Source organism: Allobosea sp. GW821-FHT03A12, from assembly GCF_058986765.1.
In genome coordinates this window covers 95541-114059 of sequence record NZ_JBYSVZ010000003.1, presented here as the reverse complement: position 1 = coordinate 114059, position 18519 = coordinate 95541, and the positions used below count along the sequence as shown (strand labels likewise).

Annotated in this window: 20 protein-coding genes; 6 read left to right on the top strand and 14 right to left on the bottom strand. The window is 66.8% G+C overall.

Annotated features, from left to right (window positions below):
- Positions 1–87: 87 nt before the first annotated feature.
- The 12 genes from AC3WLC_RS08355 to AC3WLC_RS08300 form a co-directional block, all read right to left on the bottom strand.
- Entirely contained in the window at positions 88–441 is a 354-nt protein-coding gene (locus tag AC3WLC_RS08355; protein WP_493683465.1) for a type II toxin-antitoxin system PemK/MazF family toxin, read from the bottom strand.
- Positions 438–650 (bottom strand): antitoxin MazE family protein, encoded by a 213-nt coding sequence (locus AC3WLC_RS08350; RefSeq protein WP_493683464.1) that lies wholly within the window; start codon positions 648–650, stop codon positions 438–440. Before AC3WLC_RS08350 ends, AC3WLC_RS08355 begins: the two co-directional genes overlap by 4 nt.
- 64 nt (positions 651–714) lie before the next feature.
- Positions 715–990: a hypothetical protein gene (locus tag AC3WLC_RS08345; RefSeq protein ID WP_493683463.1), complete on the bottom strand. Its 276-nt coding sequence runs from the start codon at positions 988–990 to the stop codon at positions 715–717.
- A 7-nt stretch (positions 991–997) separates the two neighbouring features.
- Complete coding sequence (locus tag AC3WLC_RS08340) at positions 998–2008, bottom strand: WD40 repeat domain-containing protein (RefSeq protein ID WP_493683462.1); 1011 nt, start codon at positions 2006–2008, stop codon at positions 998–1000.
- Between the two features lie 168 nt (positions 2009–2176).
- Positions 2177–3805, bottom strand: coding sequence for a B12-binding domain-containing radical SAM protein (locus tag AC3WLC_RS08335; protein ID WP_493684518.1), 1629 nt, complete (start codon positions 3803–3805; stop codon positions 2177–2179).
- Between the two features lie 420 nt (positions 3806–4225).
- A complete protein-coding gene (locus tag AC3WLC_RS08330) occupies positions 4226–4501 on the bottom strand; it encodes a PsiF family protein (protein WP_493683461.1) in 276 nt (91 codons plus the stop codon).
- Between the two features lie 207 nt (positions 4502–4708).
- Positions 4709–5671 (bottom strand): CobW family GTP-binding protein, encoded by a 963-nt coding sequence (locus AC3WLC_RS08325; RefSeq protein ID WP_493683460.1) that lies wholly within the window; start codon positions 5669–5671, stop codon positions 4709–4711.
- Positions 5672–5714: 43 nt separating this feature from the next.
- Positions 5715–6623 carry a metal ABC transporter substrate-binding protein gene (locus AC3WLC_RS08320; RefSeq protein WP_493683459.1) on the bottom strand — a complete coding sequence of 303 codons (909 nt, stop codon included), beginning with the start codon at positions 6621–6623 and terminating at the stop codon, positions 5715–5717.
- A 35-nt stretch (positions 6624–6658) separates the two neighbouring features.
- Positions 6659–7534: a metal ABC transporter permease gene (locus tag AC3WLC_RS08315; protein ID WP_493683458.1), complete on the bottom strand. Its 876-nt coding sequence runs from the start codon at positions 7532–7534 to the stop codon at positions 6659–6661.
- Between the two features lie 155 nt (positions 7535–7689).
- Entirely contained in the window at positions 7690–8415 is a 726-nt protein-coding gene (aztA, locus tag AC3WLC_RS08310) for a zinc ABC transporter ATP-binding protein AztA (RefSeq protein WP_493683457.1), read from the bottom strand.
- An 18-nt stretch (positions 8416–8433) separates the two neighbouring features.
- Positions 8434–8580 (bottom strand): hypothetical protein, encoded by a 147-nt coding sequence (locus tag AC3WLC_RS08305; protein WP_493683456.1) that lies wholly within the window; start codon positions 8578–8580, stop codon positions 8434–8436.
- A 66-nt stretch (positions 8581–8646) separates the two neighbouring features.
- The gene (locus tag AC3WLC_RS08300; protein ID WP_493683455.1) at positions 8647–9345 is read right to left on the bottom strand and encodes a DUF2161 domain-containing phosphodiesterase; all 699 of its coding nucleotides are present in this window, start codon (positions 9343–9345) and stop codon (positions 8647–8649) included.
- A gap of 201 nt (positions 9346–9546) precedes the next feature.
- Between AC3WLC_RS08300 and AC3WLC_RS08295 the strand changes: the two genes are divergently transcribed.
- Positions 9547–9810: a hypothetical protein gene (locus tag AC3WLC_RS08295; RefSeq protein ID WP_346357676.1), complete on the top strand. Its 264-nt coding sequence runs from the start codon at positions 9547–9549 to the stop codon at positions 9808–9810.
- A 103-nt stretch (positions 9811–9913) separates the two neighbouring features.
- Here AC3WLC_RS08295 and AC3WLC_RS08290 read toward each other — a convergent pair whose 3' ends face one another.
- Entirely contained in the window at positions 9914–11536 is a 1623-nt protein-coding gene (locus AC3WLC_RS08290; RefSeq protein WP_493683454.1) for an OpgD/OpgG family glucan biosynthesis protein, read from the bottom strand.
- 271 nt (positions 11537–11807) lie between these two features.
- On the opposite strand from AC3WLC_RS08290, the gene AC3WLC_RS08285 reads away from it, so the two are divergent.
- From AC3WLC_RS08285 to AC3WLC_RS08275, 3 genes are all read left to right on the top strand, one after another.
- A complete protein-coding gene (locus AC3WLC_RS08285) occupies positions 11808–12737 on the top strand; it encodes a TAXI family TRAP transporter solute-binding subunit (RefSeq protein WP_493684517.1) in 930 nt (309 codons plus the stop codon).
- Positions 12738–12815: 78 nt separating this feature from the next.
- Entirely contained in the window at positions 12816–14975 is a 2160-nt protein-coding gene (locus AC3WLC_RS08280; RefSeq protein ID WP_493683453.1) for a TRAP transporter permease, read from the top strand.
- Positions 14972–15334, top strand: a complete 363-nt coding sequence (locus AC3WLC_RS08275; RefSeq protein ID WP_493683452.1) for a DUF1850 domain-containing protein — start codon at positions 14972–14974, stop codon at positions 15332–15334. Before AC3WLC_RS08280 ends, AC3WLC_RS08275 begins: the two co-directional genes overlap by 4 nt.
- Positions 15335–15336: 2 nt before the next feature.
- Here AC3WLC_RS08275 and AC3WLC_RS08270 read toward each other — a convergent pair whose 3' ends face one another.
- Positions 15337–15576, bottom strand: a complete 240-nt coding sequence (locus tag AC3WLC_RS08270) for a hypothetical protein (protein ID WP_326872485.1) — start codon at positions 15574–15576, stop codon at positions 15337–15339.
- 111 nt (positions 15577–15687) lie between these two features.
- On the opposite strand from AC3WLC_RS08270, the gene AC3WLC_RS08265 reads away from it, so the two are divergent.
- Together AC3WLC_RS08265 and AC3WLC_RS08260 are read left to right on the top strand one after the other, a co-directional pair.
- Positions 15688–17277: a gamma-glutamyltransferase family protein gene (locus AC3WLC_RS08265; RefSeq protein WP_493683451.1), complete on the top strand. Its 1590-nt coding sequence runs from the start codon at positions 15688–15690 to the stop codon at positions 17275–17277.
- A gap of 30 nt (positions 17278–17307) precedes the next feature.
- Entirely contained in the window at positions 17308–18504 is a 1197-nt protein-coding gene (locus tag AC3WLC_RS08260) for an amidase (RefSeq protein WP_493683450.1), read from the top strand.
- Positions 18505–18519: the final 15 nt, after the last annotated feature.

Genomic DNA, 18519 nt, shown 5'->3' with positions numbered 1-18519 from the left:
TAGTTGCAAGTGGAAGTATCGATAAGTGGCGACCCCCCTCATTCCTGACAGGGGTTGTCGGCTGCGAGAGGCGCGTCACTGACCACGTCATTCGCCACCGCTCGTCCGCGACGACGCTCCCAGTCCCAGGAACACCGCAATCGCCCGGTTGAGCCGCACCATGTCCTCATCGTCGAGCTTTCCAATGCACTCGCCGAGCTTGCTCTTCGGGACCGTGGTGAGCTTGTCGACCATGAGCCGGCTCGGCGAGCGCAAGCCATTGCGGGCTTCAGGTGTTATCGGCAGCCGGAACAACGGTGCGTCGGTCTCGTCGGTGGTGAAAGCACAGACGGTGATTGAGGCGGTGGCGTCGAAATTGTCGTCCTGGACGATCACCACCGGCCGCGGCTTTCCAGCATAGTCCGGGCCGCCAGAAACGGTCCAGACTTCGCCGCGCTTCATTCGGCTTCGCCTACCGAGATTGCGTCGATGAAGGCCTGGTCTTCCGCCGCCTGCGGGCTCCGCGCGACCGCCTGCGACTGGCGATGTGCTTCCGCCCGGAAACCGGTGGATCGGACGTCCGGAACCCAGATCTGGATCGGCCGCAGCCCCTGCTCACGCAGACGCTCGCGATGACGGCGGACCTTCAGCTTGCTGCCCGGAGAGGTCATGCCATAACCCTCACATTGGTTACATGTAACCTAGCACGGCAGGCAGGATGAGAAAAGACTGGGCCTATTGCGCCGCAGACAGTGCCCCCGCCAGCGCCTCCGGAGTCAGCTCCGCCAGCCCCATCTGGACCTTGAACGCCCTGGTCTTCTCGCCGGGCTTCATCACCAGGATCACCGTCTCGGTGCCGGGGCAGGCGGGATCGGCGCAGAGGATCTCGTTGACGGCGATCACGGCATTCTCGGGCAGGCCGAGCAGCTCGCGCACCTGTCGTTTGACCTGCGCCGCGGCATCGGCCCCGGCGGCGTCGCGCTTGTCCTTGCCGAACAGGCCGAAGCGCATCGCGTCCTCAGCCGCCCGGCAGCGTCAGCACGCCGGCTTCGCCGTCCTCGGTGCCGAAGGCGAGGCGCTTGCCGAGCTTGTCCCAGGCGAAAGCGGTGATGCCGCTGCCGCGCTGCGCCGGCCGCACCAGCAGTTCGGAAGCGTCGGTCAGGCGAACCAGCAGGATGCAGCCGTCATCGTAGCCGATCGCCAGCACCAGCGCCTTGGGATGGAAGGCGACGCGGGTGACCTTGGCGTGGCGCGCGCCACATTCGCGCGGGGCCTTGCCGGTCGGTCCCTCGCCCTGGAAGGGCCAGACGATCGCGGCATCCGCGCCGCTGGAGGCGAGCCAGAGCCCGTCATGCGACCAGGACAGCGAGCGGGGCTTGGCCGGATAGCCGGTCATCCGCATATGGCTCGGCTTCTCGCCGAGGCGCCAGCCATGCAGCGCATTCTCCTGCATCGCTGTGACGACGAAGCGCCCGTCGGGCGACCAGGTCACGTCGAGATGCGAGCCCTTCCATTCCAGGAAATCGGGCTTGGCCTCGGTGTTCGGATACCAGAGCAGCACGCCGTTCATCTGGGCGATGGCGAGGCGATAGCCCTTCGGCGCGAAGGCGAGCCCCTGCGGCGTCGAGGCGACCTCGATCGACCTGAGCTTGCTCTTGTCGTCGCGGGCGTGGACGTCGCGGCCGCTGTTCCAGGCGATGCTGCCGGAGGACGACATGGTGACGGCATCGATCCAGCGGCGCTTCGGATCGCGCGCGATCTCTTCCGGCTCGCCTTCGGCCGAAGTCGCAACGACGCGGCCGTCATCGCCGCCGCTGATCAGGCGCACGCTATCCGAGGCGATGCAGAGCAACCCACCGCCATGCGCCTCGACGCTCTCGGTCTCGCCGCCCTGCCAGCGCAGCACCCGGCCATCGGCGAGGGCGAGCGCCAGCGTCTGCTTCAGCCAGATAGCGCCGACGACATGCTCGCCGGCTTCGACGGGAACGACATGCTCGCGCAGCGAGACCGGTTTGCTGATCGAATCCATGGATGCCGGTCTAGAACATGTTCGGCAAAAGTGGGACCCACTTTTGCGACCGGACCATGCTCACCTGTCGGTTTTCGTGCACGCTCCGTTCAGTTGATCCCGGCCCAACCGAACGTGCGTCAGCCGACAAGGCGTGCCTGCGCGGCGCTGTCATCAGCGATGCCAATTCTACACAGCAACCGCGGCTGCCTTCGGTCGATCCAATCGCACCGGAAAGGCTGCGGGTTGAACGTCAGCCAGATTGTCGATCTGCCGCTGCAGCTGGGCGATAACATGCCGGGAAAACGGCCCGAGATGCAGATAGAGCGCCATCATCATCAGCACATAGGGCAGTGCCTGACGATTATGGACGAGGCAGTCGAGCACGGTCTTCCAGAACTCGCGGCGCACGCCGCCCTTGGCGACCGTCATCTGCCAGAACAGGCGCCAGGACGATTTCAGCTCCTGCCATTCCATCGATCGGGGCAGCTCCAGGCGGCGATGAGTGCAGTCGAGCATCCGACCGACCCGCCGAACGCGGCCGAAGAAGGCGCTAGGCGCATAGACGGCTTCCAGGACGGCCTTGTAGTCCGACAGGATGGCGCGACGCGGGCGGCTGGTCACGAAGTTGAGGCCGGCGGTGCATTGGTCGCCAAGCCCTTGCGTACGATCGGCATCATCAGGAAGGACGAGGCGGCCTTCCCGGTCCAGGCGCCGCGTCAGCTGGGTATTCGGCAGGGCATAGAGCAGGCCGACCATGCAGACCGGGATCGCCGTATCCTCGATGCAGTCGATCATGCCGCGGGCGACGCTGCCTTTTTCGCTGTCGAAGCCGAGGATGAAGCCGGCGTTCACGAAGAGCCCGGCCCGATAGATCTTGTGAACGCTCTCCGCCAGGCTGCGGCGGGTGTTCTGCTTCTTTTGCGTCAAGACCAGCGTATCGGCGTCGGGGCTCTCGATTCCGACGAAAATCGTGAAGAAATTGGCTTCGCTCATCGCCTCCATCAAGGCGGGGTCATCGGCAAGATTGATCGAGGCCTCGGTCGAGAATTCGAACGGGGAGTTTTTCTCCCTCATCCAGTCCGTGAGAGCCGGCAGGAACTGCCTGAGCGCCTTCTTGTTGCCGATCAGGTTGTCGTCGACGAAATCGACATGGCCGCGATAGCCAAGCGCGTACAGGGTATCGAGCTCGGTCATGACCTGCGCGTTGGTCTTGGTGCGCGGCACACGCCCGTAGAGCTCGATGATGTCGCAGAACTCGCAATTGAACGGGCAGCCGCGGGAGAACTGCACGCCGACATGCAGATAGTTCTCGAAGGTCAGAAGATCGAAACGCGGCGTCGGACTCTTGGTGACGTCGGTCTTGCCCATTTCGGCGCGGAAAACACCGCTTCTGGCGCCACCCGTCCAGGCAGCGACGAAATCGGCCATGATCTCCTCGGCCTCCCCGAGCACCTGAAAATCAGCGGCGGCGTAGATCTCCGGCGTGGAGGTCGCGTCAGGACCTCCGACCACGACGGGTTTGCCGCGCGATCGGCACATCTCGATCACCGCGAGCGCGCCGTCCTGCTGGGGCAGCATGCCTCCGGTCATGACGAGATCGGCCCAGTCGAGGTCCTGTGTGCCGAGCTCCTCCGTGTTCAGGTCGACGAGGCGGACCTCCCATGTCGTCGGGAGCAGGGCGGCGACGGTGATCAATCCCAGTGGAGCGGCAGGATGGCGGGCCCCAGCGAGCGCACATGTCGCCTTGTAATTCCAGAAAGAGTTGGCGTTGAAGGCCGGATAGATCATCAAGACCCGATTGCGGGCGGTCTGCATGCCGGCTCCTTCTCTGTGCCGCGCAAGACCGTGCGCGTGGCCGGTGACATCCGGAACGTGGGCGCTCCGACGCATCGAAGAGCTCGAAGTGCGGAAGCCGATGAGGCGGCTCTTCGGCCCGTCAGGCGACACGCTTGGCAAGGGCCGTGCCAGAGCTGCAGGACCTCGCGAGGCGCGGGCTGGGCGGGTTCGATGCCGCTTCGCAGCCGCGATACAACGCGAACATTGCACGAAAATACGGGGGTCCCTCCAGAAACTGGAGCAGCGCTCGGTTCCCGTCGGCAAGTTTCCTCGCCTGGGCGCAGCGACTCCAGGCCGGCTCGCGAGAATGCGATATCCGGCCCAGGTTCGGCCGCTGGCCAGTTGCACGCGGGGCGAGCGAACGCTCGTCGTCCGCCGCTCTACAGGCGTCTCAAACGGTCAACGCCGCCTGCAATCGCTGCGAAACGTCTTGCGAGCCTTGCCGTGGAGGCCTTGCTTGTCGGCCTCGGCCGAGCAGGCTTTCGATTTCGCCGCCTTGGCTTCCGCGGTCATCGTGGCCGGCTGCGCCGCCGGGGACGCCGGCTTGGCGGCAGGGGCCGTAACCGGAGACGCCGGTCTGGCGGCGGTTGCAGGTGGTGCTGCGGTCTGGGCAAAGACCTGCCCGCTCAATAGTGCGAACGCCGCAAAGGGTAACAGGACGCGTGAAAAGGTCATGCTGGGCCCCTGACTGGCCCGGATGATTGGATCCGGCAGACTCCGGGCCGACTGTCGGACGGCGCGATTCCGCGCCTGCCGACTTGAACGGATCCTGAATGCCGAGGGCGAGAGGCAAGCCCTGCAGCCGGGGGCTCGCCCCGGCTCTCCATCGTAACGGCCGAGGCCGGGCCTAAGCCTTCGGCCTCCTCGGGACTGCCGGGACGCTTAAGCGGCGCAGGCCATGAACCCCTTGCGCAGCGCCGCCTCGTCGAGATCGCGGCCGATGAAGACGAGACGCGATTCCCGCTTCTCGCCGGACTTCCAGTCGCGCTGCAGATCGCCGTCGAGGATCATGTGCACGCCCTGGAAGACGAAGCGGCGCGGCTCGTCCTTGAAAGCGAGGATGCCCTTGGAGCGCAGGATGTTCGGCCCCTGCACCTGGCTGATGTCGTTGATCCAGGGCATGAACTTCTCGGGATCGACATCGCCGGGGATGGTGAAGGACATCGAGCGGACGTCCTCCGAGTGATGATGATGGTGGCCCGCTTCGAGAAAATCGGGCTCGATGTCGAGGATGCGGTCGAGATCGAAGGCGTTGCGATCGAGCAGATCGGCGATCGGCAGGTCGCAGCGCGTCGTCTTGTGCAGCTTGGCATAGGGGTTGATCGCGCGGATCGTCGCCTCGACCTCAGCGAGCTCCTCAGGGCTGACGAGATCGGTCTTGTTCAGGATGATCACGTCGGCGAAGGCGATCTGGTTCTTGGCCTCCGGCGCGTCCTTGAGCCGGTCCTTCAGCCACTTGGCATCGGTCACGGTCACGACCGCGTCGAGCTTGGTGGCGTCGCCGACATCCTGGTCGACGAAGAAGGTCTGGGCGACCGGGGCGGGATCGGCGAGACCCGTGGTCTCGACGATGATCGCGTCGAACTTGCCCTTGCGCTTCATAAGGCCGTCGAGGATGCGGATCAGGTCGCCGCGCACCGTGCAGCAGATGCAGCCATTGTTCATCTCGAACACTTCCTCGTCGGCGCCGACGACGAGATCGCCATCGATGCCGGTCTCGCCGAACTCGTTGACGATCACGGCGAATTTCTTGCCGTGGTCCTCGGTGAGGATGCGATTGAGGAGCGTGGTCTTGCCGGCGCCCAGATAGCCGGTGAGCACCGTGACGGGAATCTTCTCGGACATGGGAAACGACCTGGTTGGTGGCGCTGCGATGATCGCGATCCGGTCAGGCCGGGCCGGCGACGAGCGCCTTCTCGATCTGGCTTATATTGTGTTTCATCATCGCGATGTAAGTCCCGGCCGGACCGTTCTCGGCCGAAAGCGCATCGGAATAGAGCCGCCCGCCGATCTTCGCGCCGCTCTCTTTGGCGATTTGCTCGGCCAGGCGCGGATTGGTGATGTTCTCGAGGAAGACGGCCGGCACCTTCTCCGCCTTGATCTGGCGGATGATGCGGGCGACGTCCTTGGCTGAGGCCTCGGCCTCGGTCGAGACGCCCTGCGGCGCGATGAAGGCGATGCCGTAGGCCTTCACGAAATAGCCGAAGGCGTCATGCGAGGTGATCGCCTTGCGCCGGTCGGCCGGAATGCGCGCGACCGCGGCCTTGATCTCGGTTTCGAGCGCATCGAGCTTGGTCAGATAGGCGGCGGCATTGGCTTCGTAGATGGCCTTGCCGGCCGGATCGGCTGCAACCAGCGCATCCCTGACATTGCCGACATAGAGCCTGGCGTCGGCGACGCTCTGCCAGGCGTGCGGGTCCTCGCCGCCATGGCCGTGGCCATGGTCGTCGGCCATCTTGAGCGGCGTGATGCCGGCGGTTGCGGTGGCGACCGTCGCCTTGGTGCCCGACGATTTCACCAGCCGGGTCAGCCAGCCCTCGAACTTCAGCCCGTTGACGACGACGAGCTTGGCGCCTGCCACCGTCTTCGCATCGGCGGGCGTTGGCGAATAGACGTGGGCGTCGCCATCGGGCCCGACAAGGGTGCTCACCGCGACGCGCTCGCCACCGATCTCGCGCACGAAATCGCCAAGGATCGAGAAGCTGGCGACGACGGGCAGTTTCTCCTGGGCGAAGGCCGGCAATGGCAGGGCGACGCCGGCGGCAAGGCCGAGGAGGACGGAGCGACGGTTCAGCATGATGACTCTCGCGCTATTGAAACACTATAACATTACTAGCGCTGGAGATGAGCCCTCGGCAAGAGCCGCCGCGCAAGCCCGCCCTGCGATCCCAGCAGGAGCGAGCCGAGATAGAGCGCGCCGGCCGACAGAATGATCGCCGGCCCGGCCGGGAGATTGCTGCCGGCGGCATAGGAGGCGACGAGGCCAATATACCCAGAGGCCATGCCGAAGCCCGAAGCGAGCAGGATCAACCGGGTGATGTCGGCGGTCCAGAAGCGCGCCGCGGCAGCCGGAAGCATCATCAGCCCGACGGCGAGCAACGTGCCGAGCGCGTGGAAGCCGGCGACGAGGTTGATCACGACGAGCCCAAGGAAGGTGAGATGCACGACGCCGCCGGAGCGGCTGACCGAGCGCAGGAAGCCGGGATCGACGCATTCGAGCACCAGCGGCCGGTAGGCCAGCGCCAGCACGCCGAGGGTCAAACTGGCGACGCCGGAGAGCAGGACCAGCACGTCGTCGTCGAGCGCCAGCACATTGCCGAACAGGACATGGAAGAGATCGACCGCCGAGCCGCGCAGCGAGACCAGGGTGACGCCCAGCGCCAGCGAGATCAGGTAGAAGGCGGCGAGCGAGGCGTCTTCCTTGAGCACGGTCAGGCGCGCCACGGCGCCGGCCGCGAGGGCCACGGTGAAGCCGGCGACGAGCCCCCCCAGCGTCATCGCCGGCAGCGAGAAACCGGCGACGAGGTAGCCGAGCGCCGCACCGGGCAGGATCGCATGCGCCATGGCATCGCCGGTCAGGCTCATCCGCCGCAGCATCAGGAAGACACCGACGGGGGCGCCGGAGACCGAGAGCGCGATCACGCCGACCAGAGCGCGGCGCATGAAATCGAATTCGGCGAAGGGGCCGATCAGGAGGTCGTAGAGCATTGCGTTCGGTTCAAATACGCCGTCGTCCCGGGCGGAGCGAAGCGAAGACCCGGGATCCATTCCGGAACGGTTCAGGAATGGATCCCGGGTCTCCCTTCGGTCGCCCGGGATGACCCGGCTCAGGACGGTTCAATCGAAAAGAAAAGTGGAAAGCCTCAGGCGGCGCAGGGCGCGGCGTGGCTGTCGAAGGCCTCGACCATGCGCCGCGCCTTGAGCAGGTTGTTCGCCGTCAGCACCTCGCCAGTCTCGCCCCAGGCGATCGCCTCGCGCGCCAGGAGCAGCGTCTGCGGGAAGGCGCGCTTCACCGTCTCGATGTCGTGCAGTACGGCGACGACAGTGCGGCTCTCGCCATGCCAGCGCTGGACGAGCGCCAGCAGATCGGCACTGGTGCGCGCATCGATCGCGGTGAAGGGCTCGTCGAGCAGGATGATGTCGGCGTCCTGCAGCAACAGCCGGGCGAACAAAGCGCGCTGCATCTGGCCGCCGGAGAGCGTGCCGATGCTGCGGCTCTCGAAGCCGGTGAGGCCGACCGCGGCGATCGCTGCCTCGATCTTGCTGCGCTGGCCGAAGCCGATCTTGCCGAAGATGCCTGCCGCGCCCCACAGGCCCATGGCGACGAGGTCGTAGACATGGATCGGGAAGGAACGGTCGAGCTCGGCCGATTGCGGGAGATAGGCGAGCCGCTTGCCCTTGGCGAGCGTCACGGTCCCGTCGAGCGGCGACAGCGCCCCGGCGATGGCCTTGAGCAGGGTCGACTTGCCGGCGCCGTTCGGCCCGACGATCGCGATCAGGCTGCCCGGCGCAATCTCGCCCGAGAGGTGATGCACCGCCGGGTGGCGGTCATAGCCGAGCGTCAGATCGCTGAAGCGGATGGCGGGCACGGGTTCGATACTCTCAAATCACGCAATGACGGCGAGGGTCGCCGCCCAGAGCATCAGGATCACGCCAAGCGCGAGGCCGAGCCGCTGCCCGGCCGAGAGCCGCAGAAGCGACCAGCCAGGAGCCTCGGCGGCCGGCGGGCGATGGTGGGCGTCATCATGAGCCATACAGAATGATATAATGTTACGATCACTTGAAGGCAAGCAACCCCGCCATTCCCTTGTGTGCAATATCTATCGCAAGGCGGCGGGCGCCCGATCGTGCTCGGCAGTGCCGGGAAGCGGCGACGGAATCCACGCTGCCACGGCGCTGCGCCCTGTCGCGGTGAGCGTATAGACCCCGCGCTCGGAGCGCTCGAACCAGCCATAGACATTGCGATGCAGGATCTTCTGTGCATCGGGACAGGACGGCTTGAGATCGCGCGGTCTTTGCGGTGCCGTTGCCATGGCGGCGGCGCAAGCCAACGCCTGCTGGCGGTAGGCCGTCATGATCGGCTGGCGCGTGCTTCCGCCCGCGGCCGGGTCGCCGCGGCGCCGTCGGTGCTCGTCGACCAGTCGCGAGCGCCGCCGCGGGTCCTTTCGCGGCGCCGGCGCAGTGGGGGAGACCAGGATTTCGACGTCGCCTGCCCGGCCGACTCCCAGCAGCCCGAAGCCGAGGCGCCGGCAGAGATTGCGATATCGCGGATCGCTCTCGCGTCCCTTGCCCCTGGCCGAGAGCTGCGCGGCGAGCCAGATCTCGTCGCCGACGCGCATCCGGTCGACGCCCTGCAGGATGAGTTCGAGATTGAAGCTCAGCTTCAGCTCGCCGATCACCACCACGGCGGGATCGTCGTCCCGGAGCGCGACGAGGTCGCAATGCCCGATCTCGCCTTTCACACTATAGCCCAGCCCTTCGAGGAAGCGTTTGACCGGGAGGTAGAGCGAGGTTTCCATGCGGCACCCTGGGCAGTCGATCCCTCCTTATGCCCCGTGAGTGGTTTCCGGGAGGAAAACACCGGTGAGGACGAGCCCTCCGTCGTCTCAGCCGGCAGCCACGGCCGGTCCCTGTTTGTGCTGGGCACAATCGTGCTTGCCACACCCGCTCGGTATCGGCGTTATCGTCTGTTTCGATTGCAATCAGGCGGGAGTAGGTCGGTGAGCGCCGAGCGAGTGACCTTCAAAGCGATACGCAATGGCGTCGCGACCGAGATCAAGGCCGACGCGATCGAGATTTGCCTGCCTGACGGGCTGAGCTTCCGGATCATGGCCTTCGCCGGCCGCAAGGGCGCCGCCACCCTGCACATGCCGGCCGATGATCCGCAGGCGCCGAGCTTCGACGTGTTCTGCATCGAGCCCGGCGCGGCCAATACGCTGTTCATCTCCGTCGACCGGGCCCAGAAGCGCCAGATCGAGGGCTAGCTTGCTCCGTCATTGCGAGCGTAAGCGAAGCAATCCAGTCTCGTAGAGCTCTTCCGCTCATGGATTGCTTCGTCGCTGCGCTCCTCGCAATGACGGCTCGGCCTCAGGCAGGCCAGTACTGATACAGCCAGGTCTCGGTCAGCACCTTGTCGCCGCCGCGCAGGAAGCAGCGCATCTCGACCGGGTCGGTGCCGTCGACGGTGAGGTCGAACTGCGCCCGCCAATGGCCGGGGACGTCGTTCGGCACGGCCTCGGCGAAGATGTAGGAGAACGAGCCGCGCGAGGCCGAGAGCACGACCTCGGGCTTGACCCCGAACGGAATGTCCTCGAGCGCCGGCCCCCTGAACTCGAGCATGAACTTGCGCACGCCCTTGGGCCGGACCGTGCCAGGCTGGCCACCATTGCCGAGCCTCGTCGCGACGACGCGGCCGAGCGCCGGCGGGAAAGGCTCGTCGGCGAGCCAATGCAGGCGATAGCGGAAATTATAGGAATTGCCGGCCTTGGCCGGGGCTTCCGGCACCCACATGGCGACGATGTTGTCGTGGATCTCGTCGTCGGTCGGGATCTCGATCAGCTGGACCGCGCCCTTGCCCCATTGACCGAGCGTCTCGATCCAAAGGCTCGGCCGGCGCTCATAGTAGACGCCGTCCATGTAGTGGTCGAAGGCGCGGTCGCGCTGCATCAGGCCGAAGCCGCGCGGATTCTCGTCGACGAAGGACGAGGCGACCGTGCGCCGGGGATTGTTGAGCGGACGCCAGGCCCGCTCGCCGCTGCCGGTCCAGAGCGCGAGCCCGTCGGAATCGTGCACCTCCGGCCGCCAGTCGACCATGGTCGCCTTGCCGGTCTCGGAATACCAGTACATCGAGGTCAGCGGCGCGATGCCGAGCCGGGCGACATCCTTGCGCAGATGCAGCTCCTTCTCGATCTCCATGTCGACACCCTTGCCGCGATGCATGCGGAACCGGAAAGCCCCCGCAACGCTCGGTCCCGAGAGCAGGGCGTAGACGACGACATGCTCCGCCGCTTCGCCGGGCGTCTCCAACCAGACATGGGTGAAGTCGGGGAACTCCTCCGGCTGGTCGGCGACCGCGGGATTGACGGCGAGGCCGCGGGCCGAGAGCCCGTACTGATAGAGCTCGCCGATGGCACGGAAATAGGAGGCGCCGAGGAAGGCGACCCAGTCGTTCTTCTGCCAGTCGAGCTTCTCGCCCTTGCGACCGGGATGGCCGGAGCGGCTTTCCTGGAAGCGGAAGCCGGCGAAACCGGCGCCCGGCGGCAATTGCTTGGCCGGGGAATCGGACGGCATCTCGAAATAGCTCTCGTCGTAGACGATCTCGCGCGCCTTGCTGTCGTCGAGCACGAACATGCGCACGGGCTTCTGGAAGTAGCGGCCGAGATGGAAGAAGGTCACCGGCCAGGGCGACGGGCCATTGGCCCAGAGCGCCAGCTCCGGCTTGAACCTGATCTTGCCATGGGCGTCGTAGTCGATCTTCTCGAGCACGTCGGGCTTGGGGTTCGGCGGCGGCTCATAGGGCTTGCCGGCGAGATCGCGGGCGCGCGCCTTCAGCCCCTCGAAGGAGAAGGCCTCGGCCGTGCCGAGCTTCAACCCCTGCTGCGCCAAGGCCGGGCCGGAGAAGCCCGCCGCAGCGAGGGCAGCCGTGCCGGCGGCTCCCGCAAGCAAGGTGCGGCGGTCGATCAGGGGCTTGGTCGGCTGTCGCGGCTGCATCGGGCGGGGGTCTCCATCGGGAAAGGTCAGCTGGAAGATGGTGTTTCCGGCTAGCCTGTCCAGCCGGCGAGGGCAATCTCCTGAGCTTCCTGACCGCAGCAGGGCGGAAATCGCACGCAATCGCGGCACGACGTCCTCCTAGAGCTTTGGAACAACTTTTCTTTTGCATCATGACCAGCCTACAACAGGCAAAGTCCGGCCGTCCGAGCCGGAATCTGTTTCGGGAGGAACCATGACGACGCTGCTCGCCGGCCGCCGCTTTGCCGGGCTCATGACTGCCGTGATCATCGCCGTGACGCCGGTCGCTGCCAAGGCGCAGGACTTCATCAACGTGCTGACCGGCGGCACCTCCGGCGTCTACTATCCGATGGGCGTCGCGCTCTCGAAGATCTATGGCGACAAGATCGCCAACACCCGCCCCTCCGTGCAGGCGACCAAGGCCTCGGTCGAGAATCTCGTGCTGCTGCAGCAGGGTCGCGGCGAGATCGCCTTCACCCTCGGCGATTCCCTCGACGCCGCCTGGAAGGGCGACGAGGATGCCGGCTTCAAGAGCCCGCTGAAGAAGCTGCGCGGCATCACCGCGATCTATCCGAACTATGTCCAGATCGTCGCCTCGAAGGAGAGCGGCATCAAGACGCTGGGCGATCTCAAGGGCAAGCGCCTCTCGGTCGGCGCGCCGAAATCCGGCACCGAGCTCAACGCCCGCGCCATCGTCGCCGCCGCCGGCCTGTCCTACAAGGATCTCGGCAAGATCGAGTATCTGCCCTTCGCCGAGTCCGTCGAGCTGATGAAGAACCGCCAGCTCGACGCCACCCTGCAATCGGCCGGTCTCGGCGTCGCCTCGATCCGCGACCTCGCCACCTCCGTCGATATCGTCGTGGTCGAGGTGCCCAAGGCGGTGATCGACAAGGCCGGCCCGCCCTTCATCAGCGCACCGATTCCGGCCAACACCTATGGCGGCCAGACCGCCGACGTGAACACCGCGGCCGTGGTCAACTACCTCGTCACCCATGAAGGGGTGAAGGAGGAGCTGGTCTACCAGATGACCAAGAACATCTTCGAAAACCTCGGCGATCTCGCCGCCTCGCACTCGGCCGGCAAGTCGATCAAGCTCGAGAACGCGCTCGACGGCATGCCCGTGCCGCTGCACCCGGGCGCGGCGCGCTATCTCAAGGAAAAGGGCCTGAAGGTCGGGTCGTAGAGCGTCGTTGCCTTAGGGCGCCATTCTCGGGCTTGACCCGAGCATGACGGCCGTTGGCTTTTTGAGGGTAGCGGAACCATGGCGCAGCAGACCACAGTGGCGGGGGCCGATACTGACCGGCTGCACGAGCTCTCCGGCGCGACCGGAGCGCCGGTCGAGAACGAGGCGCTCGACAATTTCGAGCACGGCTTTCCGCCGGGCTTCGGCCCCGGCAGATGGGGGCTGCTCGCCTATGCGGTCGCCCTCGCCTTCGCCTCCTTCCAGATCCTGATCTCGGCCTGGCATTTCCTGCCGAGCCAGGCGGTGCGCGGCGTCCATGTCGGTTTCCTGCTGCTGCTTTCCTTCGGCCTCGTCGCCAATTTCAAGGCGAAGACCGAGGCCGGGCGCTGGCTCGGCTGGGCGATCGGCCTCGCCGGCTTCCTCGTCGGCCTCTACCAGCTGATCTTCTATGCCGACCTGATCGCCCGCGACGGCGACCCGACCACGCTCGACCTCGTCGTCGGCTCGGCCCTCGCCATCCTCGTCTTCGAAGCCGCCCGGCGCCTGATGGGCAACGCGCTGCCGATCATGTGCGGCGCCTGCCTGCTCTACTGGTTCTTCGGCCAGTACCTGCCGTCGCCATTCAACCATCGCGGCTATGGCTTCGACCAGATCATCGGCCATCTCTCCTTCGGCACCGAAGGCCTCTACGGCGTGCCGACCTATGTCTCGGCAACCTACATCTTCCTGTTCATCGTCTTCGGCTCCTTCCTGGAGAAGGCCGGGATGATCCACCTCTTCAACGACGTCTCGCTCGGCCTGTTCGGCGGCTCGCGCGGCGGCCCCGCCAAGGTCGCGGTGTTCTCGTCGGGCCTGATGGGCACGATCTCGGGCTCAGGCGTCGCCAATGTCGTCACCGTCGGTCAGTTCACCATTCCGCTGATGATCAAGTTCGGCTATCGGCGCGCCTTCGCCGCCGGCGTCGAGGCCACCGCCTCGATGGGCGGCCAGATCATGCCGCCGGTGATGGGCGCCGCCGCCTTCATCATGGCCGAGACGCTCGGCGTCGACTATTCCGAGATCGTCAAGGCGGCCGCGATTCCCGCCGTGCTCTATTTCGCCTCGGCCTTCTGGATGGTGCATCTGGAGGCCGGCAAATACGGCCTCAAGGGCATCGAGCGCGCCTTGCTGCCGAGCCCGCTGAAGGCGCTGCGGGAGCGCTGGTATCTGGCGCTGCCGCTCGCCGTGCTCGTCGCCATGCTGTTCCACGGCTTCACGCCGCTGTTCGCCGGAACGATCGGGCTGGCGCTCACCGTCGGCCTGCTGCTCGGCGCCGGCATCGCGCTCGGCTTCAAGACGACGACGCTGCGGGTGATCTTCTGGATCGGCCTCGGGCTGATCGCCGGCGCCTTGCTGCGCGAGGGCATGGATGTCCGTGTCGTCGCCGGGCTGATCCTGGCGCTCGTCCTGCTCAATGCCCTCACCGCCGGCGGCCGGGCGACGCTCGCGATCTGCCGCAACGCCCTCGCCGACGCCGCCAAGACGGCGCTGCCGGTCGGCATCGCCTGCGCCATCGTCGGCACCATCATCGGCCTGATGACGCAGACCGGCATCGGCACCACCTTCGGCGCCTGGATCATCGGCCTCGGCAAGCACAGCCTGTTCCTGGCGCTGATCCTGACGATGGTGCTGTCGATCCTGCTCGGCACCGGCATCCCGACGATCCCGACCTACATCATCGTCGCAGCATTGGCCGCCCCGGCGCTGGAGAAGCTCGGCGTGCCGCTGATCGTCAGCCACATGTTCGCCTTCTACTACGGCATCATGGCCGACCTCTCGCCGCCGGTGGCGCTGGCGGCGCTGGCAGCGGCGCCGATCGCCAGGGAGAACCCGGACAAGATCGGCTGGGAGGCGATGCGCGTCGCGCTCGCCGGCTACGTCATCCCCTTCATCGCCGTCTATTCGCCGGCGCTGATGCTGCAGCCGGGCGACCCGATGTCGAACCTGATCGGCTTCTGGCCGTCCGTGGTCTATGCGGTGCTCAAGGCGAGCGTCGCCATCGGCCTGTTCGGCATGGTCGCGATCGGCTTCCTGTTCGGGCGGCTCACTCTGTTCGAGCGCGTCGCCGCCTTCGGCGCCGCGGTGATGCTGTTCGGCGAATTCCCCTATAGCGACCCGCTCGGCTATGTGCTGACCGCCGCGCTCGTCGCCCGCCATTGGTGGGCCAGCCGCGGGGCGGCAGCGACCAAGGCCGCATGATCTGCCTTGCCGCCGGCGCATTGCTGATCCCGCTCGGCGCGAGCGAGATCACGCTGTCCTGGCGGCATTCGGTGCAGAAGTCGCTGTGGGAGGAGGTTTGGCGGCAAGGCTCCGATGGCCTCGTCCTGGCCGAAGCGCGCATCCAGGGCTCCGGCGCCGGCATGGACCCGCCTGATGGCGCCAAGCTAGTAGACGGGTTCTGGCGGTGGAAGCCGAACCTGCCCGCGCTGCCAGAAGTCGTGATGCGCCGTTCCGGCGCGACCGCCGACTGGCGGGTCTGCGTGGAGAGCCGCTGCCGGGCGCTCGACGAGATGCTGCCGGCCGAAGCCGATCCGGTCGTGATGAAGCCCTGTAGCTGAACTCAGCTGCGGTGGGTCAGGCGCTCGATCTTCACGACCCGGCGCATGAAGTTCACCAGCCCATAGGCGGCGAGCACCGAGAACAGGCCCATCAGCACATAGGCGACGGCGTGGCCAAGCTCGAACAGGCCGGCAAGCGCCCAGCCGGACGCGAGCGCGACGCCAAAGATCTCGACCGCGATCAGGATGGCGAGCGAGACCACCATGATCACGTTGCGCCAGTTGGTGCGGCCAGCCGCCATGCTTTTACCCTCAGAACCCATGCATGGACCGCCTAGCCTAGGCGGCGGCGGCATGCAACAAAATCGCGCCTCCCGGCATATGGTCCCGCCTGCCTGAATGAAAAGAACCTGATGCCCGATTCTCCGGTTTTCGCCTCCGCCGCCGTCGCAGCGCCCCACCGCCTCGCCTCCGAGGCCGGGCGCGCCATCCTCGCCGAGGGCGGCAATGCGATCGAGGCGATGGTCGCCATGGCCGCGACAATCGCGGTCGTCTATCCCCATATGAACGCGATCGGCGGCGACGGCTTCTGGCTGGTGCATGAGCCCGGCGGCCAGGTCCACGCCATCGAGGCCTGCGGCCCGGCGGGGAACCTCGCCACGATCGAACGCTATCGCGAGAAGGGCCATGACGTGCTGCCGGCCCGCGGCCCCGACGCGGCGATCACCGTCGCCGGCGCGATCGGCGGCTGGCAGGCGGCGCTCGCCTTGTCGACCAGCCTCGGCGGCAGGCTGCCGCTGAAGGACCTTCTAGCCGACGCCATCCGCCATTGCGCCGAGGGCTATGACATCTCGGAGTCGGAGCTGCGCACCTGGCCGCAAGAGGTCGATGCGGTGAAGGCAGCGCCCGGCTTCAGCGAGTTCTTCTGGCCGGGCGGCGAGCGCCCCAAGGCGGGCGACCGCCGCAAGCCCACGGCGCTCGGCGCGACGCTGGAGCAGCTCGCCCATGCCGGGCTCGACGATTTCTATCGCGGCGACATCGGCCGCGAGCTCGCCGAGGACCTCGGGCGTCTCGGCGCACCGATCACCCGCTCCGATCTCGAAGCCTTCCGCGCCCGCGCCGTGCAGGCGCTGTCGCTGAAGCTGCCGGGGCTGACCGTCTACAATTTCCCGCCGCCGACGCAGGGCCTCACCGCGCTGATGATCCTCGGCATCTTCGAGAAGCTCGGCGTCACCCGGCCGGAGAGCTTCGACCATCATCACGGGCTGGTCGAGGCGGTGAAGCGGGCGCTCGCCATCCGCGACAAGGTCGTCACCGACCCGGCCTTCATGACGGTCGATCCGGCGAGCCTGCTGACCGAAGCGGCGCTGGAGCGCGAGGCCGCGAAGATCGACCGCAAGCGGGCGGCGAGCTGGCCGTTCCGGCCCGGCGAGGGCGACACGATCTGGATGGGCGCGATCGACGGCTCCGGCCTTGCCGTTTCCTATATCCAGTCGCTCTACTGGGAGTACGGCTCCGGCTGCATCCTGCCGAAGACCGGGGTCAACTGGCAGAACCGCGGCGTCTCGTTCTCACTGGATGCGAATGCGCTCAACCCGCTGACGCCCGGCCGTAAGCCGTTCCATACGCTCAATCCGCCGCTCGCCCGCTTCGACGACGGCCGGATCATGAGCTATGGCGCGATGGGCGGCGACGGCCAGCCGCAGTTCCAGGCGCAGATCCTGTCGCGCTATCGCTTCGGCCAGGGTGTCGCCGATGCCGTCGATGCGCCGCGCTGGCTCTTCGGCCGCACCTGGGGCGCCGGCTCGATCTCGCTCAAGCTGGAGAACCGCTTCGACCCGATGCTGCTCGCAAGGCTCACCGCCGCCGGTCATCCGGTCGAGGAATACAGCGAGGCCTATTCCGACCAGTTCGGCCATGCCGGCATGCTGGTAAAGCACCAGAAGGGTCATATCGAGGCGACGCATGATCCGCGCTCCGACGGCGACGCCCGCGGCATCTGATTGGGATCTTGGGGGAGATCTGAGACGACCATGATCGAGAACGACCCGTTCCGCTGCTTCGTGCCTTATCCCGAAGCGCCGGTGAAGCATGCTTCCTCCGGTCCGCTCTCCGGGCTGACGCTCGCGGTCAAGGACCTCTACGACGTCAAGGGCTACCCGACGGGGGCGGGCTCGCCGACCGTGCTGGCGCTGTCGGGGATCAAGACCAAGACGGCGCCGATCGTGAAGGCTTTCCTGGAGGCCGGAGCCCGCTTTGTCGGCAAGACCCACACCGACGAGCTCGCCTTCTCGCTCAACGGCAAGAATGCCCATTTCGGCTCGCCGGTGAATCCGGCAGCGCCTGACCGCATCACCGGCGGCTCCTCCTCCGGCTCGATGGCGGCGGTCGCCGGACGGCTCGCCGATATCGGCCTTGGCTCCGACACCGGCGGCTCGGTCCGCGCACCGGCGAGCTATGGCGGCCTGTTCGGCATCCGCCCGACCCATGGCCGGCTTTCGCTGAAGCGGGCCTGGCCGCTGGCCGAGAGCCTCGACACTGCCGGCTTCTTCGCCCGGGATGGCGAGGTCTTCGCTCGCGCCGCCAATGCCGTTCTCGGCAAGGACAGGCTGAGCCTGCCGGAGATGCCCCGCCTCCTCCTCGCCGATGACCTCTTCGCCCAGGCCGTGCCAGAGGCCGAGCGCATCCTGCGCAATGTCGTGCAACGCATCGTGCCGATCCTCGGCCAGCCCGAGACGGTTCGCGCGGTCAGCGACATGGACGCGCTCTACTGGGCTTTCCGCTGGATTCAGGGCCGCGAGGCCTGGGCTTCGGACGGCGCGATGATCGAGCGTCATGCCATGCCGCTCGGGCCAGGGGTCGCCGAGCGCTTCGCTTTCGGCAAGGCGGTCAGCGATGCGGAAGTCGCGCGTGGCGATAGCGTGCGAAAAGCCTTCCGCACGAAGCTCGCCAAGCTGCTCGGCAAGGACGGCGTGCTGATGCTGCCGACCGTGCCCGATGTCGCGCCGCTGGTCAGCGCCGGCGAGCCCGAGCTCGAGGATTTCCGCAACCGTGCTCTGCGTCTGCTCTGCCTTGCGGGCCTGTCGGGCTTCCCGCAGATTTCGATCCCTGTCGCCCATCGCGACGATGCGCCGCTGGGCTTGTCGCTGATCGGTCCGAAGGGTTCCGACAAATCGCTCGCGGCCTTCGCGGTGAGGTTCGAGCGGGCGGCGCGGATCAGGCTGGCATGACCGAGAGGGCGCCAA